Source organism: Sphingobium sp. TB-6, from assembly GCF_012927365.1.
In the GTDB taxonomy this organism is placed as follows: domain Bacteria; phylum Pseudomonadota; class Alphaproteobacteria; order Sphingomonadales; family Sphingomonadaceae; genus Sphingobium.
Genome location: NZ_JABBGL010000015.1, coordinates 19,229 through 43,798, shown reverse-complemented (window position 1 = coordinate 43,798; position 24,570 = coordinate 19,229). Strand labels below are relative to the sequence as shown.

The 24,570-nt window shown below is 64.8% G+C and carries 19 protein-coding genes and 1 riboswitch; of the genes, 5 read left to right on the top strand and 14 right to left on the bottom strand.

The genetic code is table 11. The features are described 5' to 3' along the window. Nucleotides 1-2: 2 nt before the first annotated feature. The 4 genes from HHL26_RS17970 to HHL26_RS17955 form a co-directional block, all read right to left on the bottom strand. Complete coding sequence (locus tag HHL26_RS17970) at nt 3-1,310, bottom strand: YeaH/YhbH family protein (RefSeq protein WP_066562538.1); 1,308 nt, start codon at nt 1,308-1,310, stop codon at nt 3-5. A gap of 20 nt (nt 1,311-1,330) precedes the next feature. Continuing rightward, nucleotides 1,331-3,274, bottom strand: a complete 1,944-nt coding sequence (locus HHL26_RS17965) for a PrkA family serine protein kinase (RefSeq protein WP_066562540.1) — start codon at nt 3,272-3,274, stop codon at nt 1,331-1,333. A 464-nt stretch (nt 3,275-3,738) separates the two neighbouring features. Further along, the gene (locus HHL26_RS17960) at nt 3,739-5,109 is read right to left on the bottom strand and encodes an ATP-binding protein (protein WP_169576373.1); all 1,371 of its coding nucleotides are present in this window, start codon (nt 5,107-5,109) and stop codon (nt 3,739-3,741) included. Beyond that, nucleotides 5,106-5,828: a response regulator gene (locus tag HHL26_RS17955; protein ID WP_066562543.1), complete on the bottom strand. Its 723-nt coding sequence runs from the start codon at nt 5,826-5,828 to the stop codon at nt 5,106-5,108. Before HHL26_RS17955 ends, HHL26_RS17960 begins: the two co-directional genes overlap by 4 nt. A 243-nt stretch (nt 5,829-6,071) precedes the next feature. On the opposite strand from HHL26_RS17955, the gene HHL26_RS17950 reads away from it, so the two are divergent. From HHL26_RS17950 to HHL26_RS17940, 3 genes are read left to right on the top strand one after another with little or no spacing between them, the layout of a single operon-like run. After that, entirely contained in the window at nt 6,072-7,202 is a 1,131-nt protein-coding gene (locus tag HHL26_RS17950) for an efflux RND transporter periplasmic adaptor subunit (protein ID WP_066563809.1), read from the top strand. A 12-nt stretch (nt 7,203-7,214) separates the two neighbouring features. Beyond that, nucleotides 7,215-10,358, top strand: a complete 3,144-nt coding sequence (locus HHL26_RS17945) for an efflux RND transporter permease subunit (RefSeq protein WP_169576372.1) — start codon at nt 7,215-7,217, stop codon at nt 10,356-10,358. Beyond that, entirely contained in the window at nt 10,355-11,734 is a 1,380-nt protein-coding gene (locus HHL26_RS17940; protein WP_169576371.1) for an efflux transporter outer membrane subunit, read from the top strand. The genes HHL26_RS17945 and HHL26_RS17940 overlap by 4 nt, the downstream gene beginning before the upstream one ends. A 73-nt stretch (nt 11,735-11,807) precedes the next feature. On the opposite strand, the gene HHL26_RS17935 is transcribed toward HHL26_RS17940, so the two are convergent. From HHL26_RS17935 to HHL26_RS17895, 9 genes are all read right to left on the bottom strand, one after another. Next, a complete protein-coding gene (locus tag HHL26_RS17935) occupies nt 11,808-13,202 on the bottom strand; it encodes an NAD(P)(+) transhydrogenase (Re/Si-specific) subunit beta (protein ID WP_066562547.1) in 1,395 nt (464 codons plus the stop codon). A gap of 1 nt (nt 13,203) precedes the next feature. Then, complete coding sequence (locus HHL26_RS17930) at nt 13,204-13,494, bottom strand: NAD(P) transhydrogenase subunit alpha (protein WP_082749005.1); 291 nt, start codon at nt 13,492-13,494, stop codon at nt 13,204-13,206. 334 nt (nt 13,495-13,828) lie between these two features. Then, nucleotides 13,829-14,341, bottom strand: coding sequence for a bifunctional adenosylcobinamide kinase/adenosylcobinamide-phosphate guanylyltransferase (gene cobU / locus HHL26_RS17925; RefSeq protein WP_197672823.1), 513 nt, complete (start codon nt 14,339-14,341; stop codon nt 13,829-13,831). Beyond that, nucleotides 14,338-15,273 (bottom strand): adenosylcobinamide-phosphate synthase CbiB, encoded by a 936-nt coding sequence (gene cbiB / locus HHL26_RS17920; protein ID WP_066563818.1) that lies wholly within the window; start codon nt 15,271-15,273, stop codon nt 14,338-14,340. The genes cobU and cbiB overlap by 4 nt, the downstream gene beginning before the upstream one ends. After that, nucleotides 15,266-16,243: an aminotransferase class I/II-fold pyridoxal phosphate-dependent enzyme gene (locus HHL26_RS17915; protein WP_066562550.1), complete on the bottom strand. Its 978-nt coding sequence runs from the start codon at nt 16,241-16,243 to the stop codon at nt 15,266-15,268. Before HHL26_RS17915 ends, cbiB begins: the two co-directional genes overlap by 8 nt. After that, nucleotides 16,240-16,950: an adenosylcobinamide-GDP ribazoletransferase gene (locus HHL26_RS17910; protein ID WP_169576370.1), complete on the bottom strand. Its 711-nt coding sequence runs from the start codon at nt 16,948-16,950 to the stop codon at nt 16,240-16,242. Before HHL26_RS17910 ends, HHL26_RS17915 begins: the two co-directional genes overlap by 4 nt. Further along, entirely contained in the window at nt 16,947-17,513 is a 567-nt protein-coding gene (locus HHL26_RS17905) for a histidine phosphatase family protein (RefSeq protein WP_169576369.1), read from the bottom strand. Before HHL26_RS17905 ends, HHL26_RS17910 begins: the two co-directional genes overlap by 4 nt. Further along, on the bottom strand, nt 17,510-18,526 hold the full coding sequence (cobT, locus tag HHL26_RS17900) for a nicotinate-nucleotide--dimethylbenzimidazole phosphoribosyltransferase (protein WP_169576368.1): 1,017 nt from the start codon (nt 18,524-18,526) through the stop codon (nt 17,510-17,512). The genes HHL26_RS17905 and cobT overlap by 4 nt, the downstream gene beginning before the upstream one ends. Further along, entirely contained in the window at nt 18,523-18,930 is a 408-nt protein-coding gene (locus HHL26_RS17895; RefSeq protein ID WP_066563811.1) for a DUF1636 domain-containing protein, read from the bottom strand. Before HHL26_RS17895 ends, cobT begins: the two co-directional genes overlap by 4 nt. 193 nt (nt 18,931-19,123) lie before the next feature. Continuing rightward, nucleotides 19,124-19,312, bottom strand: a riboswitch (cobalamin riboswitch). A gap of 588 nt (nt 19,313-19,900) precedes the next feature. Between HHL26_RS17895 and HHL26_RS17890 the strand changes: the two genes are divergently transcribed. Continuing rightward, entirely contained in the window at nt 19,901-21,094 is a 1,194-nt protein-coding gene (locus HHL26_RS17890; RefSeq protein ID WP_206377517.1) for an acetyl-CoA C-acyltransferase, read from the top strand. Nucleotides 21,095-21,106: 12 nt separating this feature from the next. Next, complete coding sequence (locus tag HHL26_RS17885; protein ID WP_169576367.1) at nt 21,107-21,868, top strand: SDR family NAD(P)-dependent oxidoreductase; 762 nt, start codon at nt 21,107-21,109, stop codon at nt 21,866-21,868. A 47-nt stretch (nt 21,869-21,915) separates the two neighbouring features. Here HHL26_RS17885 and HHL26_RS17880 read toward each other — a convergent pair whose 3' ends face one another. Continuing rightward, complete coding sequence (locus HHL26_RS17880; protein WP_169576399.1) at nt 21,916-24,477, bottom strand: cation-translocating P-type ATPase; 2,562 nt, start codon at nt 24,475-24,477, stop codon at nt 21,916-21,918. Nucleotides 24,478-24,570 lie beyond the last annotated feature (93 nt).

Here is a 24,570-nt window from a genome sequence, read left to right as displayed (position 1 = left end):
CATCATGAACTCCGCTCCGCCACGCCCTTGCGCTGGAACAATTCGCGGAAAACGGGATAGATTTCGCGCCGGTGATGCACCTTGCGCATCACGAAATTGCGGTGGGCCTCGCTGACCGGCGCATAGGCCTGCCACAGCCCCGTCGCCGTGCCGACCGTCTCTATATCCGCGAATTCCTCGCGCCCGACCTCCAGATAGGCGAAATATTGGCTGAAGGGCAGGATTTCCTGCTGCATCAGGCTGACCACCCGGCCATTGTCGGATTGCATGGTGTCGCCGTCCGACGCCTGCGCCACATAGATGTTCCAATCGTCCGGCCGGAAACGTTCCTGCACCACCTCGATCAGCTTTTCCAGCGCGCTCGATACCAAAGTCCCGCCCGTCACCGTGCTGTAGAAGAAGGTCTGCTCGTCCACTTCCGCCGCCCGGTCGGTATGGTGGATGAACACCACCTCGACATGCTCGTAGCAGCGCGTCAGGAACAGATGCAGCAGCGCGAAGAAGCGCTTTGCCAGATCCTTCATATGCTCCGTCATGGAGCCGGATACATCCATCAAGCAGAACATCACCGCCTGGGCCACGGGCTTGGGCACCGTTTCGAACCGGCGGTAGCGCAGGTCGACGGGATCGATATAGGCGATCAGGTTGCGCCGCCGGATGATCGTCGAGCGCTCCTCCCGCAAGGCCTCCAGCCGCACGGCGTCGTCGGGCAAGGCGGGATCGCGTGCCTCGATCAGCGCAATCTCTTCCTCGATCCGCGCAAGATCGGCGCCCTTGGGACGACGCAGCGCCAGCCGCCGCGACATCGCCTTCTGCATGGTGCGCGGCACGGACAGGTTGGACGGATTGCCGGCCGTCGAATAGCCAGCGCGCCGAATTCCGTCGACCGCCCCGCCGATCAGCCGCCGCTTGGCCAGGTCCGGCAGCTCCAGATCGTCCAGGAACAGGTCCAGAAATTCTTCCCGGCTGAGAGCGAACTGGAAATCGTCATTCCCCTCGCCCTGCCCGGCTTTCGATCCCGCACCCGCGCCGCCATCGGGCCGCTTGATCCGGTCGCCTTCCATATAGTCGTGATTGCCGGGGAACACCCGTTCGCGATTGCCGCCCTGCGCGGCGCGATGCAGCGTCGGTTCGTGGATGACGTCGCGCTGGATCGAAATCTGGCCTTCCTTGTCCAGATCCTTGATGCTGCGATCCTTCAGACTATCGCGCACCGCCTGCTGCACATAGGCTCTTGCCCTCCGCAGGAAGCGTTGCCTGTTGACCAGGCTCTTGCCTCCTGGATTCAGCCGTCTGTCGACTATGTGCATGGTGGCTTATGCGCCCTCCATCAACCGGCCTGTTTCACGCGGATATACCATTCGACAAGCCGCCGGACCTGCCGCTCAGTATAGCCTCTTTCGATCATCCGCGCGACGAATTCGTCATGCTTGCTCGCGGTGTCGCCATCCTTCTTCGACCCGAAGCTGATGACCGGCAACAAATCCTCGACCTGGCTGAACATCCGCTTTTCTATGACTTCGCGGATCTTCTCGTAAGAAGTCCAGGACGGATTGCGCCCGTCATTACTCGCCCGCATGCGCAGCGCGAATTTCACGACCTCGTTGCGGAAATCCTTGGGATTGGCGATGCCTGCGGGCTTCTCGGTCTTGGAGAGTTCCTGGTTGATGATTTCCCGGTCCAGCAACTGCCCGGTGTCGGGATCCTTGAAGTCCAGATCCTCGATCCACGCGTCGGCATAGGCGACATAGCGGTCGAACAGATTCTGCCCATAATCATGGTAGGATTCAAGATAGGCCTTCTGAATCTCATTGCCGATGAACTCGGCGTAGCGCGGCGCCAGCTCGCCCTTGATGAACTCCAGATAGCGCGCCTCGACCTCGGCCGGGAACTGCTCCTGCCGCACCATGCCTTCCAGCACATACATGAGGTGCACCGGGTCGGCCGCGATCTCGATCGTGTCATGGTTGAACGTGGCGGAAAGCGCCTTGAAGGCGAAGCGGGTCGAAATGCCTGACATCCCCTCATCCACGCCCGCGGCATCGCGATATTCCTGCAAGCTCTTGGCCCTGGGGTCGATCTCCCGCAGCATTTCACCGTCATAGACGCGCATCTTGGAATAGAGATTGCTGTTCTCATGTTCGCGCAGCCGGGTCAGCACCGAAAAGCGCGCCAACATGTCCAAAGTCCCCGGCGCGCAGGGCGCCTTGCTGAGATCGGATTCCCTCAGCAATTTCTCGTAAACATGCCGTTCTTCAGTGGACTGCAGACTATAAGGCACCTTGATGACATAGATGCGGTCGATAAAGGCTTCATTATTCTTGTTATTCTTGAAATTCGCCCATTCCGATTCATTGGAGTGGGCCATGATGATGCCGTTATAGGGAATGGCGCCGATATTCTCCGTGCCGATATAATTGCCCTCCTGCGTCGCGGTCAGCAACGGGTGGAGCATCTTGATCGGCGCCTTGAACATCTCGACGAATTCCAGCATCCCCTGGTTCGCCCGGTTGAGGCCACCCGAATAGCTGTAGGCATCGGGATCGTTCTGAGAGAGCATCTCCAGCTTGCGGATGTCGACCTTGCCGACCAGCGAGCTAATGTCCTGGTTGTTCTCGTCACCCGGCTCGGTCTTGGCAATGGCGACCTGCCGCATGCGCGATGGCATCATCTTGACGACCTTGAACTGCGAGATGTCGCCGCCAAACTCGTCCAGCCGCTTACGGCACCAGGGGCTGATCATGCCGGTCAGCCGCCGCCGGGGGATGGCGTAATTTTCCTCGATGAAATCGCCATGCTGCTCGGCATCGAACAGCGCGAGCGGGCTTTCGAAGATCGGGCTGATCTCGTCCCCCGCCTTCAGCACATAGATGGGATGAACCTCCATCAGCGCCTTCAGCCGTTCCGCCAGCGACGACTTGCCGCCGCCGACCGGACCCAGCAGGTAGAGTATCTGCTTGCGCTCCTCCAATCCCTGACTGGCATGGCGCAGGAAACTGACGATATGTTCGATCGTCCCTTCCATGCCATAGAAATTGGTGAAGCTCTTATAGCGTCGGATCGTCCGGTTCATGAAGATCCGGCCCAGCCGCTGATCGCGCGAGGTGTCGATGATCTCCGGCTCACCGATCGCCGCCAGCAATCGCTCCGGCGCTGATGCATGCATCAATGGATCGTTGCGACACCCCAGCAGATAATCTTCGACGGACATTTCGGCCTGACGCCGATCATCGAACTTCCGCGTAAAGCTGGAAAACAGCTCATTTTTTGTCACTGGCGACTCCCGCTAAAGTAGCCATGGAATGTATATAGACCCATATGGTCCGTAAAAACAGTGTAATAGAAGGATGATAGAGTAAAAAATTCAAATCTGTCCGAAAGTTAATCTGCATAGTTCTATAAAAAAGAACGCACGATGCTCGTCCGGCGACGCGAAAGCATTTCCGGCATTTGCACGACGGTCATCCTGCGACCGGCAAGACCTTACCGCGCCGCCGTCATGCAGCATCTTCAAATCGGCGCGACGTTCCCCCGCCGCGATCTAATGCATAGTGTCACCTGAGGCCTTGAGAGGGAAGAGGGTAATGGAGATAATCTCGGCAAGGCTGCATTGGTTCCATTGCGCTCTCCCGCCCTGAGTCCGGGTCGATCGGTCAGAGTCTGTTTGGAAACGCGCGGAAGAGCGCATTTTAGCGCCGGTGCGGCTATGCGTCCAAAGGCGCATTTCCAAACAGACTCTCAGGCCTTCATATCGATCGTAGCCACCAGCCCCCCATCCGGCGCATTGGCCAACCGCACGGACGCCTCGAAACTCAGCGCTAGCGACCGCGCTATGGTGAGGCCGATTCCCGTCCCCGGCCGGCCGCCCGGCTGACCGGCCGTTCCACGGGTGAAGGGCTCGAACATCTGATCCAGTTGATCGGGCGCTATGCCCGACCCATGGTCGCGCACCTCGATCAGCACGCGCCCCGCCTGCCGTGCGCAACTGATGTCCGCGCTGCCGCCATATTTGACCGCATTGTTCACCAGATTGCTGATGCAGCGCGTGAGCGCATTCGGCTTGACCCGCACGGTCCCGCCACAGCCCGCCAGGAAACGGACCGGCGATCCCAGATCCTGCGCGTCCTCCGCCATGCTGGTGAGCAGCGAATCGATGTCGATCACCGACCAGTCCTCCTGCGCTTCCGTGCTCGCCGCCAAGTCCAGCCCCTCGCGCACCAGCGTCATCATCGCCTGATGATCCTGCAACAGCCGCGCCCGCAATTCCTCATTCTCGACCAGTTCCAACCGCAGGCGCAGGCGGGTGAGCGGCGTCTGAAGGTCATGGCTGATCGCGGCAAGCAATTGCGTCCGCTCGGCAAAGCCCGCCCGCACCCGGCGCTGCATCAGGTTGAAGGTGGATAGCGCCGCCCGCACCTCTTCCGGCCCGCGTTCGGGAATTTCCTCCGGGTCGATCGATACGGAGAAGGCCTCGGCCGCCCGTTCCAGCCGGCGCAGCGGCTTGGCGACGAAGCGCGCGACGACGATCGCCAGGCCCGCCGAAGAGAGCAAGATCAGCAGCAGATAGACCGGCTTGGCGAGATTGCTGGGCGGCTTGACCAGGCGCGGCAGATAGAGCGCGAGCGACCGCCGCTCGCCCGTGCTATCGGTAAAGCGGACGACCCAGCAATCGGGACGGGGCGCGCCGATCAGTCCGGCCGCACGGTTGTTCGGATCAGCCTTGCTCGCAGGGAAGCAAAGCCCCGCAGGCACCTGCCCCGCCTCCGGGTTGGAATGCGGCCCGAAACGCGCCTCCAGCGCGTGCGCCAAGGCCGGGTCCGGATCGGTCAGGGCGATTCCACTTGGCGCCGTTCTGGCGCCCATGATCTGCTGGTCGCTCAGCATCGCCTCGATCCGGACGGGATCGTGGCTGAGGCGCTGCGCGATGTCGACGGCGCTCGCCACCACGCGCTGCAGGCGCCAGCGTTCGAAATCGAGATGCCGGGCCTGCTCCGCGACCAGCAGCGCCAGGATAGCGGCGGTCATCATGCCGACCGTCAGCAACAGGAAGATCTGCCCCACCAGCGACCGGAAGAAATTGCGCGCCCGCGCCACGACCGGAACCATCATTCGTATGTCACCGTGCTCGCCAGGACATAGCCTTCGCCGCGCACCGTCAGGATCAGGCCGTCGCCGCCGGGGCTGTCGGCCAGTTTCTGCCGCAACCGGCTGACCTGCAGATCGATCGACCGATCGAACGCCGCCGTCGCCCGCCGCTCGGGCACCAGCGCCTCACGGGAAAGCACCATATTGGGCTCCTCGATGAAGCGGGAGAGCAGGCGGAATTCGGCGGAGGACAGCATGATCAGCCGGTCGTCGCTGGCGATCAGGCGGCGCTGGAACAGGTCCAGCCGCCAGGGTCCGAAACGCACGATCCGCGCCGTCTTTTGCCGCGCCGGCTCTTCGTTCCGCGATCGCCGCAACAGGTTGCGGATACGCACCAGCAGTTCACGCGGCTCGAACGGCTTGGTCAGATAATCGTCGGCGCCCAGCTCCAGCCCCAGCACCCGGTCGATGGCGCTGCCCCGCGCCGTCACCATGATGATCTGAACGCCGCTGCCCTGCGCCCGCAATTCCCGGCACAGCGACAGCCCGTCGCCGTCGGGCAGGTTGAGGTCGAGCACGATCAGGTCGACCGCCTGCGTCGCCATCAGCGCTTGCAGTTCGCCAAGGCTCCCTGCCGCCAGCACCTCATAGCGTTCCTGCGCAAGCTGACCGACGATCAGATCCCGGATATCCTCATCATCATCGACGACAATCACGCGGGGCGGACGGGACGGATCGGGCATGGGCGTCTTCTAGCCGCATTTTCGCGCCAAGTCTGCGCCTGCCGCCCGCGCAGATACATAAAGATACAATCCGCTACAGATTGAACCATCGGGACAATAAGTCGCGCTGGAATGATGCGCGCCAAGCGATCATGAGGGCAAGGTCGGCGCCGGATGACGGAGCCGACCTTCGCCCGGCGCGTCCCTCCCCTCCCCCTGCGCCGGGCGAAGATCCCTCTCGTCATTTGGACCCGTCCGCCGACCATGCCCAGCCGCCTTTCTGCCCTCCGGATCGCCCCCATCGCGCTTTGTGCGCTGGTCGCCGCCTGCGGTCACAGGGAACCGCCGAAAAAAGGGCCGGTCGAGGTCGGCGTGGTGACGCTGACGACGCAGAATGTAACGGTGTCCACCGAATTGCCGGGCCGCACCGCCTCCACCATGATGTCGGAGGTCAGGCCGCAGGTGGCAGGCGTCGTCCAGAAGCGCCTCTTCACCGAAGGCTCCTATGTGACGGCGGGCCAGCCGCTCTACCAGATCGATCCCTCGCTCTACCGCGCCTCCCGCGACGAGGCGCAGGCGACCCTGGCGAGCGCGCAGGCGACCGCCGCCGCCGCCCAGGCCAGGGCCAATCGCTACCGCGCCCTTGGCCAGAGCGAGGCAGTGAGCGCGCAGGATCGCGACGATGTGATCGCCACCGCCCGCCAGGCCGCCGCCGCCGTGAGCCAAGCCCGCGCCACGCTCCAGACCACGGGCATCAACCTCAATTTCACCCAGGTCCGTGCCCCGATCAGCGGGCGCATCGGCCGATCCTCAGTCACGCCCGGTGCGCTGGTGACCGCCAGCCAGACGACAGCGCTCGCCACCATCCAGCAGCTTGACCCGATCTTCGTGGACGTGACGCAGTCCAGCGCAAAGCTGCTCCAATTGCGCCGCGCCCTCGCCGCCGGCAACGCGCTGCCCGCCAGCGCCACGATCCGGCTGAAACTGGACGACGGCACCGACTATCCGCTCGAAGGCCGCATCGAATTTGCCGAGCCGATCGTCGATCCGGACAGCGGCACCGTCACGCTGCGCGCCCGCTTCCCCAATCCCGACAGCCTGCTGCTGCCCGGCATGTTCGTGCGCGTCGTCGCCCCGCAATCGGTCGTTCCTAACGCCATATTGGTGCCGCAACAGGGCATCAGCCGCGACCCCAAGGGCAACGCCACCGCTCTGGTCGTGGACAAGTCGGGCAAGGTCGAACGCCGCATCGTCACCGCCGCGCAAGCCGTGGGTGACAAATGGCTGATCACCAGCGGGCTTAAAAAGGGCGACAGGCTGATCGTCGAAGGCACCGACAAGGTGCAGCCCGGCGACGCTGTGAAACCCGTGCCCGTCGATCAGGCCGCGAAATAAGGGGTCGAGACCTTGCTCAGCCGCTTTTTCATCGAACGGCCCATTTTCGCCTGGGTCATCGCCATCGGCATCATGATGGCGGGCCTGGGCGCGATGCTGACCCTGCCGATCGCCCAATATCCCGACATCGCCCCGCCGTCGGTCAATATCAGCGCCAACTATCCCGGCGCTTCCGCCGAAACCGTCGAGACCAGCGTCACCCAGGTCATCGAGCAGCAACTCACCGGCATAGACGGCCTCATGTATTTCTCCTCCTCGTCGACCGCCAACGGTCAGGCGCGGATCACCGTCACCTTCAAGAAGGGCACCGATCCCGACACCGCGCAGGTGCAGGTGCAGAACAAAGTGCAGCAGGCGCTGAGTCGCCTGCCCAACGCCGTGCAGCAACAGGGTCTGACCGTCACCAAATCGCAGAACGACTTTTTGATGGTGGTCGGCCTCTACGACCGGACCGACACGGCGTCTCAGGCGGATATTGCCGACTATCTGGTCAATAATTTCCAGGATCCCATCGCTCGCGTCGACGGCGTGGGTTCCTCGCAGATCTTCGGATCGCAATATGCGATGCGCATCTGGCTGGACCCCTATAAGCTGGCGACGGTCAAGCTGATGCCGTCCGACGTGCAAAGCGCCATCGCCAGCCAGAATGTCGAAGTGTCGGCAGGCCAGATCGGCGCCGATCCCGCGCCGGAGGGGCAGCAACTCAACGCCACCGTCACCGCCCGAGCCCGCCTGCAAACGCCCGAGCAGTTCCGCAATATCATCGTCAAGACGCAGAGCGACGGTTCGGTCGTCCACCTGTCCGACGTGGCTCGGGTCGAACTGGGCAATGAAAGCTACACTTCCTCCGCCCGCCTGAACGGCCATCCGGCAACAGGCATGGCGCTGCAGCTCGCGCCGGGCGCCGACGCGCTCAAGACCGCGGAGCTGGTCAAGGCCAGAGTGGCGCAGCTGTCGACCAACCTGCCGCACGGCTACACCGTCACCTATCCCCGCGACACCACGCCCTTCATCAAGCTATCGGTCGAGGAAGTCGTTCAGACGCTGATCGAAGCGGTCGGGCTGGTCGTGGTGGTGATGTTCCTCTTCCTGCAAAGCTGGCGCGCCACTTTGGTGCCCGCCATCGCCGTGCCGGTGGTGCTGCTCGGCACGTTCGGCGTGCTGGCGCTGTTCGGCTATTCGATCAACACGCTGACCCTGTTCGGCATGGTGCTGGCGATCGGCCTGCTGGTCGACGACGCCATCGTCGTGGTCGAAAATGTCGAACGCATCATGGAGGAGGAAGGGCTTTCCCCGCGTGACGCCACCATCAAGTCGATGGAGGAAATCGGCAACGCCCTGATCGGCATCGCCCTTGTCCTGTCCGCCGTGCTGCTGCCCATGGCCTTTTTCGGCGGGTCGACGGGCGTCATCTATCGCCAATTCTCGATCACCATCGTTTCCTCGATGCTGCTTTCGGTGCTGGTCGCGCTGATCCTCTCCCCCGCGCTCTGCGCCACGATCTTGAAACCCATAGCCGAGGAGCATCGCGAACGCGGCTGGACCGGCAGGTTCAACCGCTGGTTCAGCCGCGTCACCAACGGCTATATGACGCGGCTCAACGGCTTCATCGGCCGCCGGACCTTTTTCTGGATCGGCTATGCCGTCATCCTCGCCCTGCTCTGGCTGCTGTTCGTCCGCCTGCCGACCAGCTTCCTGCCGGTGGAGGATCAGGGGCAGGTGATGGTTCAGATCACCCTGCCCGCCGGCGCAAAATCCTCCCGCACGGCTGCCGCGGTGGAGCGCGTCCAGAATTATTTCATGAGCGATGAAAAGGACAATGTCGCCTTCGCCTTCGTCACCCAGGGCTTCAGTTTCGCGGGACAGGGCGAAAATACCGCGCAAGGGTTTATCAACCTGGCCCCATGGGACGAGCGCAAGGGGGCGGCCAACAGCGCGACGATGATCGCGAACCGCGCCACCAAGCAGCTCGCCGCGATCCGCGATGCGAAGGCGCTGGCGATGACCCCGCCCTCCATTCGCGGCCTGGGCCAATCCAACGGCTTCACCTTCGAGCTGCTGAACACCGGCGGCCTCAGCCGCGAGCGCTTTCTAGCGCTGCGCAACCAGCTCATGAAGGCCGCGGCAAACGACCCGAAGCTGGCGGGCGTGCGCGCCGCCACGCTGGAGGACACGCCGCAGCTCAAGGTCGACGTTGATTCCGAGAAACTCGCCGTCCTCGGCCTTACCCAAAACAGCGTCGACAATGTGCTGAGCGCCGCCTGGGGCAGCACCTATATCAACGATTTCGTCGACCGTGGCCGGGTGAAGCGCGTCTATATGCAAGCCGACGCGCCATATCGCGCGCTGCCGACGGACCTCGACAACTGGCAGGTGCGGTCCAGCAGCACTGGCGAAATGGTGCCCTTTTCCGCCTTTGCCACCACCCATTGGACGATGGGGCCGACCACCGTTTCGCGCTATAACGGCCAGTCCTCCTATGAAATCCAGGGCCAGGCCGCGCCGGGCGCCAGTTCGGGCGAAGCGATGGACGAGATGGTGAAGCTGCAAAAGCAGCTCCCGCCCGGCACCAGCTATGCCTGGAGCGGCCTGTCCTATCAGGAGCAGCTTTCCGGCGGGCAGGCGCCACTGCTCTATGGCCTGTCGGTGCTGGTGGTATTCCTGTGCCTCGCCGCGCTCTATGAAAGCTGGTCGATCCCGCTCGCGGTGCTGCTGGTCATCCCGCTCGGCCTGATCGGCGCGGTGCTGGCGGTGACGCTGCGCGGGCTGGAGAACAACATCTATTTCCAGGTCGGCCTGCTCACAACCATGGGCCTGGCCGCGAAGAACGCGATCCTGATCGTCGAATTCGCGGAACTCGCCTATCTGCAGGGCAAGGACGCCACGGCCGCCGCTCTGGAGGCCGCGCGCCTGCGCTTCCGCCCGATCCTGATGACTTCGCTGGCCTTCATCGCGGGCGTCATCCCCCTGGCCATCGCCACGGGAGCGGGCGCGCAGAGCCGCATCGCCATCGGCACGGCGGTGGTCGGCGGCATGCTGACCGCGACCGTGCTCGCCATCTTCTATGTCCCTCTCTTCTTCCTGACGATCATGCGCATCTTCAACCGCGAGAATCCGCCGCCCGCTGCCGTCCCCGCTACGGAGGTTCCGGCATGAAGCGCGCCCTCCTCGCCCTGACCTCGGCCGCCGCATTGTCGGCCTGCAACATGGCGCCCCACTATGTCCGCCCCGCGCCGCCCGTGCCCGCCAGCTTCCCCAGCGGCCAGGCCTATGCGCCGACGGTCGCCACGGAAAAGCCCGGCCTGCCCTGGACCGCCTTGGTGGGCGACCAACGCCTCAGGACGGTCATCGAACGCGCCCTCGCCAATAATCGCGACCTGCGCGCCGCGCTCGCCAATGTGGAGGCTGCCCGCGCCCAATATCGGGTTCAGCGCGCCGCCCAGCTTCCCGCCGTCACGGGCGAGGCGGCAGCCAGCTTCGTCCGGCGAAACGACGACCGCCAGAACAGCTACAGTGCCGACATCGGTTTCAGCGCGTTCGAGATCGACCTGTTCGGCCGGGTGAAGAACCTCACCCGCTCGGCGCTCGAATCCTATCTCGCGACGGAGGAGGGCGCGCGGGCGACCCGCATCACCCTGATCGCGGAGACGGCCAGCGCCTATGCCACCCTGGCCGCCGACCAGGAATTGCTGGCACTTTCCCGCCAGACACTGACCAGCACGGAACGCACGCTGGCCCTCACCCGGTCTCTCAATAGTGCGGGCCTGATCGGCAAGCTCGACGTGCATCAGGCCGAAACCACGGTGGAGCAGGCGCGCAGCGATATTGCCGCGACAATCACTCAGGTCGCTCAGGATCGGAATGCGCTTGATCTTCTCGTCGGTGCCCCGGTCGAGGACGCCTTGCTGCCCCAATCGCTGCAAGAGCTGACCGGCAGCGTCGCAAAGGTGCCCGCAGGCCTTTCTTCCAACGTGCTACTCCAGCGCCCGGACGTGTTGCAGGCCGAACATCAGCTAAAGGCCGCCAATGCCGATATCGGGGCAGCGCGGGCGGCGATGTTTCCGAAAATCAGCCTGACCGCGGCCATCGGCGTGGCGAGTTCGGCGCTGTCCTCGCTCTTCACCGGCGGGGGCTTTGCCTGGTCCGCGGCGCCATCTGCGACCATGCCGATCTTCGGTGGCGGCGCACGCGGCAATCTTGACTATAGCAAGGCGCAGCGCGACATCAGCCTCGCCCAATATGAAAAGGCGATCCAGACGGCCTTTCAGGAAGTGTCCGACGCCCTCGCCCGCGAAGGCACGATCGACGACCAGCAGGCTGCCCAGCAACGTCTGGTCCTTGCCAGCCAGCGCAGCTACACACTGGCCGAGGAACGCTATCGCGCGGGCATCGATACCTTCCTCAACAGCCTGACCAGCCAGCGCAGTCTCTACAATGCTCAACAAAGCGTCATCGCGACGAACCTGACACTGATCCGGAACCGCATCCTGCTCTACCGGGTCATTGGCGCGGATTTCGCGAGCGGACGATAGGCCGCCGTCCACAAAAAAGCCCGCCGAACATGTCCGGCGGGCTTTTTCTGTTCAAGCTTCTGTCAACTTGCCCTCAATGCAGCCCTGAGCCCCCGCCTGCGAGTTCCTTGGCGATGGAGCCGACCATGTCCTTGGCATCACCGAACAGCATCTGGGTATTGCTGTTATAGTAGATCGGATTGTCGATCCCGGCGAAGCCCGCATTCATGGAGCGCTTGATCACGAACACCGACTTGGCGCGATCCGCCTCGATGATCGGCATGCCCGCAATGGCGCTCTGCGGATCGTCGCGGGCCGAAGGGTTGATCGTGTCGTTCGCCCCGATGATCAGCGCGACATCCGCCTGCGGCAGTTCAGGGTTGATGTCGTCCAGCTCGATCAACTGCTCATAGGGCACATTGGCCTCGGCCAGCAGCACGTTCATATGCCCTGGCATGCGGCCCGCCACGGGATGGATCGCGAACTTCACGTCCACGCCCTTCTTGGTCAGCGCCTGATACAGCTCGCTCACCTTATGCTGCGCCTGCGCCACGGCCATGCCATAGCCGGGGATGATCACCACGACACTGGCATTTTCGAGCTGCATCGCCGCTTCCTCGGCAGAGGCGGAGCGCACCACCCGGTCGTCCTTGCCGCCCGCCGCGCCCGCCACGACCTTGCCGAAGCCGCCGAACATGACGTTGGCGAAGCTGCGATTCATCGCCTTGCACATGATGACCGCCAGAATGAAGCCCGACGCCCCATCCAGCGCGCCCGCCACGATCAGCAGCTTGTTGCCCAGGGCAAAGCCCATGGCGCTCGCCGCCAGACCCGCATAGCTGTTGAGCAGCGCGATGACGGTCGGCATGTCCGCGCCGCCGATCGGGATCACCAGCAGCACGCCGAACAGCAGAGCCAGCGCGACGAAGGCGGGGAACAGCCAGGTCTGCGTCGGATCGATCGCCAGCATGACCCCGATCACCACCGTCGCCAGCGCCACGCCGCCGTTCAGCACGCGCTGACCGACGAAGGACACCGGTCGGCTGCCCATGATCTCCTGCAACTTGGCAAAGGCGATGACCGATGCGGTGCAGGTCAGGAAACCCAGCAGCATCTCGAACATCAGCGCCCACATGATGAAGCCGCCGGCATATTCGGCATGGGCATGCTTGTAATATTCCGCCGCACCGATCAGACCAACCGCCAGCGCGCCGAAAGCGTGACTGATCGCGGTCCGCTGCGGGATCGCGGTCATCGGCATCAGCAGCGCCATCGGGATACCGGCGGCCGCGCCCGCGATCATCGCGATGATGATGAGATTATAATCGACCACCTCATGCTGCACGAGCGCGCCGATAATGGCCACGACCATGCCGATCTCGCCTGCCCGCACGCCCCGGCGCGCGGTCGATGGGTGGCTCATCCACATGAGCGCCAGGATGAACAGCGAGGACGAGAGGATCGCCGCAAAGGGCACGAATGCGTTCATCTCACTTCCCCCGCGGCTTGAACATCTTGAGCATGCGGTCGGTGATCATGAAACCGCTGACCAGATTGACCGTGGCGCAGAACACCGCGATGAAGCCCAGCGTCTTCGCCAGCGGCGTCGCGCCTTCCTCCCCCGTGATCGTGATTGCGCCCACGACCACCACCGCCGCAATCGCATTGGTCAGCGACATCAGCGGCGAATGCAGCAGCGGCGATACCTTCTTGATCAACTGAAAACCCACAAAGGCCGCCAATATGAACACGAACAAATAATCGGGATTAAGCGAACTCACAGACCATCCCCCTGATTGAGCAGGCATGAAACCGAGCGAAAATGCCGCCCATCATATTCAGCCAATAATAATTGGTGGTAGCGTTTACGACACTCATGCCCCCTGCCGGACCAGCCGCCTTCCATAAACCCCTCCACAGCTTTTCAGCCGTCTCCGCCCTTATTGCCTCGGATGGCAGCAGGCAAGACGCACGAACCCAAATATTACACCGGCATTTTGCGCAACGAAGTTTTCTTATCCCCCCGTCTAGGTCGCGTTTCTGTTCACCCACAGAATGGCGATCAGCTTGCAATTCCATCGGTGGATCACTAAAATTCTATACCATGGTGCAATATTAAGCTTTCAACGTCAAGGGCAACCCCGCCGCCAGCAATATGACCTCCCGGCACAGGGTCGCCATCTGCTGGTTGAGCCACCCCGCCTCGTCCCGGAATCGCCGGGCCAAGGCGTTGTCGGGCACGATGCCCAGTCCCACTTCATTGGCCACCAATGTGACGGGGATGGGACAAGCGACGACAGCACCCGCCAAAGCGGCCCGGGCCGCCGAAATATCCGCCTCCGCCAGCATGAGATTGGAAAGCCAGAGGGTGAGGCAGTCGATTAGGATCGCGTCCGCCCTCCCTGCGGCTTCGGATAGCGCCTCAGCCAGGTTTATGGGCGCGTCGATGGTCAGCCAGCGGCTGCCGCGTTCGCTCCGGTGGCGCGCGATCCGCTCCTCCATTTCCGCATCGAAGACCTGCGCCGTTGCGATATAAGCCAGGCTGCCGTCTGAAACGGCTTCGCACCGCTCTTGTGCATAGCGGCTCTTGCCGGAGCGGCATCCGCCCAGCACCAGCAATGTCGTCATCCGATTCCCTCCCCGATCGCGGCCAGACCCCACAACATCAGGCAGGCCCATAAATAGATCCGAAGCGCGGCCCGCAGGGCACGGACATCCGCTTCGCCACCCGTCCCGATCCATGGTTTGTCATGCAGCACGCCGTCATAGCGGATCGGCCCGGCCAGCCTTATCCCCAGCGCTCCGGCCATGGCGGCCTCGGGCCAACCCGCATTGGGCGAGGCATGGCGTCCATGGTCCCGCCACATCACGGCCCATCCTCCGCCGCCCGCGATGCAAAGGACAAAGGCCGCCAGCCGCGCCGGCGCCCAGTTCAGCAGATCGTCGAATCGCGCTGCCGCCCAGCCGAAATCCGTGAAAGGCGCCTCCTTGTGCCCGATCATGCTGTCGGCGGTGTTCACGGCCTTATAGGCCCAGATTCCCGGCAGCCCCAACAGCAGGAGCCAAAACAGCGGCGCGACGATTCCATCGCAGAAGCTTTCGGCCAGGCTCTCGATCCCGGCCCTGGCAACGCCCGCTTCGTCCAGCGAATCCGTATCGCGTCCCACGATCCGGCCCACCGCCTGCCGCGCGGCATCCAGCTCTCCCCTCGCCAGCGCGCGCGCCACAGGCGCCACATGCGCATAGAGGCTGCGCTGCGCCAGCGCCGGCCAGGCCGCCAGCGCGAGCCAGATCCACGCCATATCCCCGGCCCACCTGCGGATCGCCCATTCCAACGCGAGACCGGAACCTCCCGCAACGCCCAGCAATAGCAACAGCAGGGCAATTCCGGCCCATCGCCGGGTCGGATCGCTCCAGGCTTCCTGGTTCCACCGCCGTTCCACCGCGCCGATGATCCGCGCAAAACCACCCACCGGATGCCCGATCCGCGCATATAGCCAGACCGGCCAGCCCAGAGCCACGTCCAGCATCAGCGCAGCCAGCGCCACCGGCTCAGCCATCCGCCAAGGCCCGGTCGAGCCGCGCCAGCGCAGCCGCATCGCCCGGCAGACCAAGCCGCAGCCAGCGCCGATTTTCCTCAAAAGGTCGTGTCAGGATCGCCCGCCGCGCCAGCCGGTCGAACAGGGCCGGTCCATCCTCCACCTCCACCAGCCGGAACAGCGGACATTCCCCCCGCGCCGCCAGTCCGTGCCGCGCCAGCACTTCATCCAGTTGCGCCGCGCGTTCCGCCAAAGCCGCAATCGCCTCTTCGATCCATGCCCGGTCATCATAGGCCGCACGCCCGAACGCGATCGCCGCAGCAGAGACCGGCCATTCCCCCAGCATCCGCCGCGCCTCCGCGACGATCGCCCGCGGCCCGATGAGAAAGCCCAGCCGCACGCCCGCCAGCCCGAAGAACTTGCCGAAGGATCGCAGCAGGATCAGCCGCCGCTCGTCCCCGACCGCATCCGCCAGGCTGCATGACGGCATGGCATCGGCATAGGCTTCGTCGATGATTAGCCATCCCCCGGCCCGCTCCAATCCCGACAGCCATTCCAGCAGACGGGCAGGCGGCAGGATGCGGCCATCGGGATTGTTGGGATTGGCGAACAGCAGCGCAACCGCTTCCCGAGACGCATCTTCCCCGGCGGCCATCGGGCGGCCCTGCGCGAAAATCTCGCCATGGGTGCGATAGCTCGGCATCCGCCAACGGCCGGGCATGTCCAGCATCCGGCCCACCAGCCGCAAACCCGCTTCGCTGCCCGGCACAGTGCAGAGATGATCGGGATCGACGCCGAAATGCGCCGCCGCCGCCGCTTCCAGCACCGTCAGATCATGCGGGTCGGGCAAGCATCGCCAATCCACGGAGATGCGATCGGCCCCCGGCCATGTCAGAGGGCTGATCCCCGTCGACAGGTCGATCCAGTCCGCACCGCCATAGACCGCCCGCGCCTCGGCCAGTCGTCCGCCATGCCAGGTGAAGCCGCTCATCGCGCCAGCACCATAACGGCCAGCATGCCGCTTTCCAGCAGTTCGATGCCAGCGCCATGTCCGTCCCCGGAAATGCCGCCGATCCGCGACCGCAGCCACAGCCCCCAGAGCGGAATCAATATGACTGCCGCCCATAAGGCAGGCACCCAGAAACCCAGCAGCAGCCCCAGCGCCATCCAGAGGATAAGGGGTGCCGCCCGCCAGCCTGCTCGAAATCGGCTCGCCAGCCCTTCGTGCAGTGGCGGCAGCCATCGCGTCCAGACCAGCGGGCCGATTCTCGCCGCCATCGCCACGGGAACCAGCATCCACAGCGGGAAAATTTCCATCCACAGCCGCAGCAGCACCAGCTTGGCCAGCAATTGCAGGCCGATGGCGACCACGCCGAAACTGCCGATATGCGGATCGGCCAGAACGGCGGACAGGCGCGACCGGTCGCCATGCGCGGCGCCCGCCGCATCCGCGATATCGCCCAATCCGTCGAGATGCAGCGCGCCAGTAACAGTGACCCAGGCCAGCAGGCCGCACAAGGCGCCCGCCCATGGATCGATCCGGAGGCCAAGACCGGTGGCACCCGCGACGATCAGGCCCACGGCGATCCCCGTGGCGGGAAACCAACGGATCGCGGCAGCGAAATCCGCTTCATCGACGTCCAGCGCGGGCAAGGGCAAGCGCGTCATCAATTGCAGGGCCAGCACCAGCCGCTTCATGGCATCAGCCCTGTAATCTGCGCCGACGGCTGCTCGCCGGGCCAGACCTGCAGACTCAGCACCGCGCCATAGGGCAGGTCGACCGCCCAACCCTGCCGCACGTCGAAGCCGCACAGGACAGCCAGCGCCGCCCGCATCGCTCCGGCATGACAAATCACCAGCACCGGCTCGCCAAGGTCGCCCAGCCCGTCCCGTATCCGGCCGCAAAGATCGGTCCAGCTTTCGCCCTCCGGCGGTGGAAAGCCGTCCGGATCGTCCCAGAAGCGGGCCAGATCGGCAGAAGGAAGAGTCGCCGGGTCGGCCCCCTCCCAACGTCCGAAATGCAGTTCCCGCCAACGGCTGTCGACGCCATGGCCGACGCCCCGCTCCGCCGCTATGATCGCGCCCGGCGCCCGCGCCCGGGCAAGGTCGGACGTCACCACCCGCGCAAAGTCCAATCCTCGCGCGCGCTCGACGCAAAGCGCGATGCCCTCCGCTTCCGGCGGCGCGTCCAGATGCCCCAGCAACCGCCCGGCGAGCTGCGGCGCGCCATGGCGCATCAGGTGGAGCGGAAAAGCACTCATAGCGCGCCGGCCACTGCCGCTTCCGCAAAGGTCGCCATGCCGGCATGGGCAGCCAGAGCCGACCGCACGATCTGCGTCGCCACCGCAGCGCCGCTGCCCTCGCCCAGCCGCATGTCCAGCCGCAGCAGCGGTTCCAGCGTCAGCGCAGCCAGCAGGCGCTCATGCCCCGCCTCGGCCGACATATGCGCTGCCAGGCAATGGCCGACGATTGCCGGATTGTCCTTCGCCAACGGAGCGACCGCCGCGCAGCCGATGAAGCCATCCAGCATCACCGGCACGCGCAGCATCCGCGCCGCCAGCACCGCACCCGCCAGCGCCGCGATCTCGCGCCCGCCCAGCCGCCGCAGCGTTTCGAAGGCGTCGGCACAATGCATCCCGTGCAAGGCGAGCGCCTGCGCCACCGCTTCGGCCTTGCGCGCCAGTCCATCGCCGTCCACGCCCGTGCCGCGCCCGACCCAATGCGTCGCCACGCCGCCAAAGGCCTGCGCGCAAAGCGCCGCCGCTGGCGTGCTGTTGGCAATGCCCATCTCGCCCAGCAGCAGCAGGTCGAGGCCCGGTTCGACCGCCGCCGCCCCGGCATTGATCGCGGCAAGGCAGTCCGCCTCGTTCATCGCCGCTTCGACGCAAATGTCTCCTGTCGGCCGTTCCAGATCGAGCGCCACCACGGTCAGCTCCGCGCCGCAGGCTTGCGCCAAAGCATTGATCGCCGCGCCGCCATGGCGGAAATTCGCGACCATCTGGGCCGTGACCTCTGCCGGGAAGGCGCTGACCCCCCGCGCCGCCACGCCATGATTGCCCGCGAAGATCGCGGCGCGGATGCGCTCGGCCCGGGGCCGCTCCCGGCCCTGCCAGCCCGCCATGAACAGGGCGATCTCTTCCAGCCGCCCCAGCGATCCGGCGGGCTTCGTCAGCACCGCCTGCCGCGCCGCCGCCGCTGCGACGGCGCTTTCGTCCCGCACGGGCAAATCCGCCAGCGCGGCGGCAAAGGCCGCACGATTATCGAACCGGATCATGAGCAGACGAAGCCTTCGGGCGGCGTACGGACGATGAAATGCCCCTTCACCCCCTGCGGCCAGTCGGCATAGCGCACCACGCCCTCCTCGCTTGCGGCATGGCGCACCGCATAATCCAATATGGCGCGGGCGGCCTCCTCGTCCGGCGTGAAGTCGCCCAGCACATAGCCGATCTTGCCGGTTCCCCGGATATGCACCGTGCAATGGCGCTGGCAGGCGAAGAGGCAGGGCATGTCCTGCACCGCGACCGCCGCATAGGCGGGGTCGCTCTCCTGCATTTTTTGGAGCGCCTCGGTCAGCAATGCGCCGCCACGCCGACCATACTCATCCTCCCTGCTCTCCGCCGACAGACGGCAGGTCGAACAGACCACCACCGACGCCCCGCGCCCGACGGCCCGCAACATCAGCGACAGCTCCACATATCAGTCATTCCGCTTCCTCCAGCCCGACGGCAAATGCCCGGCCAGGAAACCAGGCAGAGGAGGACAGGCCGACACCGGACGGGCGACAGAACTCCCCCTGCACGGTCACGCCGGCAAGGCGATGGCTGTCGCTTCGCGAGGGAAAACCCCGTTCGGCCGGCGCACCCTGTCCGGTCGAAGAACGACTGCGTCAGGCAGGTCTCCTGGCTCACGGGTCGATGCTTCCCGGCCGCCTTCTCGGAACCTTGTCCCAATGGCGTGATGGCCGGATCGCTCGCCGCTTACAGTTGCAGGGGCAGCGCGGGCCTTCCACCCGACTTCCCTTTTCATCCCCTTTCGGGGAACCTGTCGCGCCGATGCTGATAAAGACCCCGTCGTTCCATCGCAAGGGGGGTAGAAAAGCATGGTCTTTCCTGACGCCCCAGCACGGAAATATGCGGCGGCGCTACCATGGTTAGACTTCTCTTCACCTCCCCAAACTGCTATCATCCGACAAAATAAGGGAGAGGGTCATGGCTATTCTGACGCGCTGGATGGACTGGATCTGTCGACTGTTCGCCTGCACGGCGGAAAACGATATGCGGGTCAACAGGTTGATCGCACACATCCCTTCCGACACCAACGACCGCTGAGCCGTCCGCGCTGGGTGTCTCTCGCGCCGCTTGGCGCTCCCGATGGAACGGCGGCGCCTCTGGCGGATATTATGGCCATGTTGGCCAACGTCCTATGTCACCACTCTCATCCGCCTCTGTCTCGCCATGCCCAACCGCCGCGGTTCCGCTGCCCGGGATCAAGAGCGCTGACCGTTGCACGTGCCTCCGCGATAGGGGAAGAGGCTGCACGATGCCGACGGAAATCCAGATTGCGATTCGGGGCATGGCCGGACTCGGCCTCATGGGCATGACCCCGCCCAAGGCGGTCGGTGGCCCGGGCACCCGTTGAGGAGAAAGATATGACCGATATACACGACCGGGACATCATCATCGCGGGCTATGCCCGAACCCCGATGGGCGGTTTTCAGGGCGCGCTCTCCGGCGTGTCCGCTACCGAACTGGGCGCCGTCGCGGTGAAGGCGGCCGTCGAACGCTCCGGGGTCGCGCCCGAAGCCATCGACCGCATCTATATGGGTTGCGTCCTCCCCGCCGCTCTGGGCCAGGCTCCTGCACGCCAGGCGGCATTGGGCGCGGGCCTTCCGCAATCGGTCGAGGCCACCACCGTCAACAAGATGTGCGGGTCCGGCATGCAGGCGGCGATCATGGCGGCCGAAGCGCTCTCCGCAGGCTCCGTCGACGTCGTCGTCGCGGGCGGCATGGAAAGCATGACCAACGCGCCCTATGCCTTGCCCAAGCACCGGTCCGGCGCGCGCATCGGCCATGACCGGGTCATCGACACGATGATGATGGACGGGTTGGAGGACGCCTATGATCGCGGCAAGCCGATGGGTTCCTTTGCCGAGGATACGGCGCGCGATTATCAGTTCACCCGCGCAGAGATGGACGCCTATGCGATCGAGAGTCTCGCCCGCGCCAATGCCGCGATCAGCAGCGGCGCCTTCGCCGGGGAAGTGGCGCCCGTCACGGTCAAGACCCGCAACGGCGAAGTCCAGATCGATAAGGACGAACAGCCGGGCAATGCGAGGCCGGAGAAAATCCCGTCCCTGAAACCTGCCTTCGCCAAGGATGGCGCGATCACGGCCGCATCCTCCGCCTCGATTTCGGACGGCGCGGCGGCGCTGGTGCTGACCCGTGCCGATGTGGCGGAGAAGCTGGGCCTGACGCAGGAAGCCCGCATCGTCGCCACCGCCGCCCACGCCCACGCTCCGGCGCTGTTCACCACCGCCCCGGTCTTCGCGATCCGCAAGGCGATGGAAAAGGCGGGCTGGTCAGCCGGGGATGTCGATCTCTACGAAGTCAATGAAGCCTTCGCCGCCGTCGCCATGATCGCGATGCGCGACCTGGGCATTCCGCATGACAAGATCAACGTCAATGGCGGCGCCACCGCGCTGGGCCATCCCATCGGCGCGAGCGGCGCGCGTATCATCGCCACGCTGATCGCGGCTCTCAAGGCTCGCGGCCTGAAGAAAGGCGTCGCCGCGCTCTGCATCGGCGGCGGCGAAGCCACGGCGGTCGCCCTGGAAGTCCTGTAAGGGGGAACGGATATGAATATCGAAGGACTGGCCGCCATCGTCACCGGCGGCGCATCCGGCCTGGGCGCCGCCACCGCTCGCGCCCTCGCCGCCAGGGGCGCCCGCGTCACCCTGTTCGACCTCAACGAAGAGGAAGGCGTGAAAATCGCGGCCGACATTGGCGGCCTGTTCCAGCGCGTCAACGTCACCGACGAGGACAGCGTCAATGCCGGCCTCGACGCGGCGGAGGCCGCCCATGGCACTGCCCGCATAGCCGTCAATTGCGCGGGCGTGGCCCCTGCCATCAAGGCGGTCGGGCGCGAATTCGTCCCCCATCCGATCGACAGCTTCCGCAAGGCGGTGGAGATCAACCTTACCGGCACATTCCTGATCGCTTCGCGCTTCGGCGCCCGGCTGCAACAGGCCGAAGCGATCGGTGAGGAACGCGGCGTCATCGTCAACACCGCGTCGGTCGCGGCTTTCGACGGGCAGATCGGCCAAGCCGCCTATGCCGCATCCAAGGGCGGCGTGGTCGGCCTGACGCTTCCCCTCGCCCGCGAATTCGCGCAGTCGCTGATCCGCGTCGTCACCATCGCACCGGGCATTTTCTGGACGCCGATGCTGGCGGGACTGCCTCAGGCGGCGCAGGATTCGCTCGGCAAGCAGGTTCCGCATCCCAGCCGCCTGGGCAAGCCGGAGGAATATGCGATGCTGGTCGAATCGATCATCGCCAACCCCATGCTGAACGGCGAAACCATCCGCCTCGACGGCGCCATCCGCATGGCGCCCAAATAGGCCACGAGCCGTCTTTTATGCTCTCGCGCAAGGTTGACGCATTTCATTCACGCTTCTTTCCGCCTGGCAGTTGTCGACGCAGCCACCAGAAACCTTTTCCGGTCCTTCACACGTTCACACAGAAGGAGAACCAGAGCGGGAACCAGAACAAGGAACGACAGGTCCGCCGGTTCCAGTGGAGCGAAATGGAGTATGCGACGCAGCGGCTCCACGGTCAGGATCAATGCGCAAGCTATCGACACCACGGCCGCGACATAGCGCAGTGAAGGGTTGTTGCGCCAAACGGCGCGCGTCAGGGATGTGCTGAAGGATCTGTTCACCAACACCAGCGCCATGATGGAAGCGACCAGGGCAAAGAAAAGGAGCGCCCTCACGCGATCGGGAGCGAAGCCCCAATATGTCGTGGCGATGTGAAGCCCAAGGAGCAGCGCGAAAGCGATCCCGCCATAGAGGATGCTCGGCAGGACCAGCGCCGCGGAAAAGAGGCGTTCAGCCGGATCCCGGGGCGGTCTCTGCATGATGCGGCTTTCTTCCCGTTCGGCTTCGAAGACGAGCGCGCAGACGGGATCGATGATCATTTCGAGCAAGGCGATCTGGATCGGCCCAAGTACCAGCGGCAGGTTCAGCAGCAGCGGCGCAACAGCCAGACCCGCGATCGGCACATGGACGGCGAAGATGAAGCCGATGGCCTTGCGGATATTGTCGTAGATGCGGCGGCCCAGGCGAATGGCGACGATGATCGCGCCGAAATCATCCTCCACCAGGACAATGGCCGCCGCCTCCCGCGCCACATCGGTGCCGCGCCTGCCCATGGCGATGCCGATATGGGCCGCCTTGAGCGCAGGCGCGTCGTTGACGCCATCTCCGGTCATCGCGACCACTTCGCCCGCCGCCTTGAGCGCCGAGACGATCCGCAGTTTCTGTTCCGGCATCGTGCGCGCGAAAATGGCCACGTCCTTAACCCGCGCGCGCAGCTCCCCGTCCGACAGCGCCTTGACTTCATCGCCTGTCATGAGCGCGCCTGAGCCAATCCCCGCTTGTGCCGCAATCGCCTGCGCAGTGACGGGATAGTCGCCGGTGATCATCACAACCCGGATTCCGGCCGAATGACTTTGGGTTATCGCTTCGGGAACTCCCGCCCGCAGCGGGTCGGACAGGCCGACCAGTCCCAGAAGGCTGAAGTCATGCGCTTCATGCCCCTTGCCAAGATCATCCCCGACCGTGTTCGCATAGGCCACGCCCAGGACACGCATGCCACGGGCCGCCATGGCGTGGACCGCCCGCTCCAGCGCCAGATGGGCCTCACCATCCAGCCGGCAAAGGCGCGCGATCGCTTCCGGCGCGCCCTTGGCGGCGGCGAACAAAGGCTCACCGGCTTCTACCGGCCGCCACACATTGGACATCGCCAGCAGGTCCGGCCGAAGACCATTGGTGTGAACCAGTTCCCAATCCTCGCGAGCGGGAACCCTGGCATCCCTTGCGGTGGCGTGGAAGGCCACCTCCATCGGATCGACCGGGACCGGCGCGCTCGCCAGGGCCGCCGCGCCGATCAACTCATGAAATTCGGGCCGCGGAGACCCGTCGCCCATTGACGCCACGCTGCCGGACGGGAGCCAAAGCTCCGTCACCGTCATACGGTTCTGGGTCAACGTTCCCGTCTTGTCAGTGCACAGGACTGTGGCGGCGCCCAATGCTTCCATGGCCGAAGCCCGTCGGGTGAGCACGCCGACCTGCGCGATGCGCCAGGCGCCCATGGCAAGGAAGATGGTGAGGACCACCGGGAACTCTTCGGGCAACAGCGACATGGCGGTCGCGATGCCAGCCAGCAATGCGGCCATCCAATCGCCGCGCAACGAGCCATAGAGCAGAACCACCAACAGTGCGATGGTCACGCCGCCAATGGCGCACAGGCTGACCATCCGGGCAGTTTCCCTCTGCAGATGCGGAGCCTCGGTTTCCAATGTTTCCAGAAACCGTCCGATCTGGCCGATGCGGCTGCGCATGCCGGTAGCGGTCACCCGCGCGATGCCGCCGCCACGCGTGACGACGGCGCCCGAAAAAAGATGAGGCGTGTCGTCACCGCCCGGTTCTGCCTGCTCCGGATCGCTTGCCTGCGCGGCGCGTTTATGTACCGGAACCGCCTCGCCGGTCAGCAGGGATTCGTCCGCCTCCAGTTCCTGGGCTTCGACTAGCAGCGCATCCGCTGCGATGCGGTCGCCCGCTTCCAGCACCAATATGTCGCCGTTCACGACCTCGCGGCCCGGGACACGCAAGGTCTCCCCATCGCGTATCACGAGCGCGCGCGGCGCCGACAGGTCACGAAGCGCCTCCAGCGTCCGTTCGGTGCGCGCTTCCTGCACGATCGTGATGATGATGGACAAGCCCGCAAAGCCCAGCAGGATCAATGCCTCCGTCCTGTCGCCTAGCAGCAGATAGATGGCGCCCGCCGCCAGCAACATGGCGAACATGGGTTCGCGCAGCACTTCCATCGTGATCCGCAGGGGCGTCCGCCGGTTCGGCCGGGGAAGCTCATTGGGGCCATCCTCGGCCAGCCGCTCACGCGCCTGCGAAGTGGAAAGGCCGGTAAGACCAAGCTGTCCACCCACCATCACCACGCCTCATCTCCCCCGATATGGTTGGCACTGGCGCCGTTGACTGCTGGAAAATCAATAAGCCCTGCATTGCCGTCTATCAGGATAACT

Coding starts and splice junctions, on each gene's coding strand:
- HHL26_RS17970 (WP_066562538.1), bottom strand. CDS start 1,310: ATGCACATAGTCGACAGACGGCTGAATCCAGGAGGCAAGAGCCTGGTC.
- HHL26_RS17960 (WP_169576373.1), bottom strand. CDS start 5,109: ATGATGGTTCCGGTCGTGGCGCGGGCGCGCAATTTCTTCCGGTCGCTG.
- HHL26_RS17955 (WP_066562543.1), bottom strand. CDS start 5,828: ATGCCCGATCCGTCCCGTCCGCCCCGCGTGATTGTCGTCGATGATGAT.
- HHL26_RS17950 (WP_066563809.1), top strand. CDS start 6,072: ATGCCCAGCCGCCTTTCTGCCCTCCGGATCGCCCCCATCGCGCTTTGT.
- HHL26_RS17940 (WP_169576371.1), top strand. CDS start 10,355: ATGAAGCGCGCCCTCCTCGCCCTGACCTCGGCCGCCGCATTGTCGGCC.
- HHL26_RS17935 (WP_066562547.1), bottom strand. CDS start 13,202: ATGAACGCATTCGTGCCCTTTGCGGCGATCCTCTCGTCCTCGCTGTTC.
- cobU (WP_197672823.1), bottom strand. CDS start 14,341: ATGACGACATTGCTGGTGCTGGGCGGATGCCGCTCCGGCAAGAGCCGC.
- cbiB (WP_066563818.1), bottom strand. CDS start 15,273: ATGGCTGAGCCGGTGGCGCTGGCTGCGCTGATGCTGGACGTGGCTCTG.
- HHL26_RS17915 (WP_066562550.1), bottom strand. CDS start 16,243: ATGAGCGGCTTCACCTGGCATGGCGGACGACTGGCCGAGGCGCGGGCG.
- HHL26_RS17910 (WP_169576370.1), bottom strand. CDS start 16,950: ATGAAGCGGCTGGTGCTGGCCCTGCAATTGATGACGCGCTTGCCCTTG.
- HHL26_RS17905 (WP_169576369.1), bottom strand. CDS start 17,513: ATGAGTGCTTTTCCGCTCCACCTGATGCGCCATGGCGCGCCGCAGCTC.
- cobT (WP_169576368.1), bottom strand. CDS start 18,526: ATGATCCGGTTCGATAATCGTGCGGCCTTTGCCGCCGCGCTGGCGGAT.
- HHL26_RS17895 (WP_066563811.1), bottom strand. CDS start 18,930: ATGTTGCGGGCCGTCGGGCGCGGGGCGTCGGTGGTGGTCTGTTCGACC.
- HHL26_RS17890 (WP_206377517.1), top strand. CDS start 19,901: ATGACCGATATACACGACCGGGACATCATCATCGCGGGCTATGCCCGA.
- HHL26_RS17885 (WP_169576367.1), top strand. CDS start 21,107: ATGAATATCGAAGGACTGGCCGCCATCGTCACCGGCGGCGCATCCGGC.
- HHL26_RS17880 (WP_169576399.1), bottom strand. CDS start 24,477: ATGGTGGGTGGACAGCTTGGTCTTACCGGCCTTTCCACTTCGCAGGCG.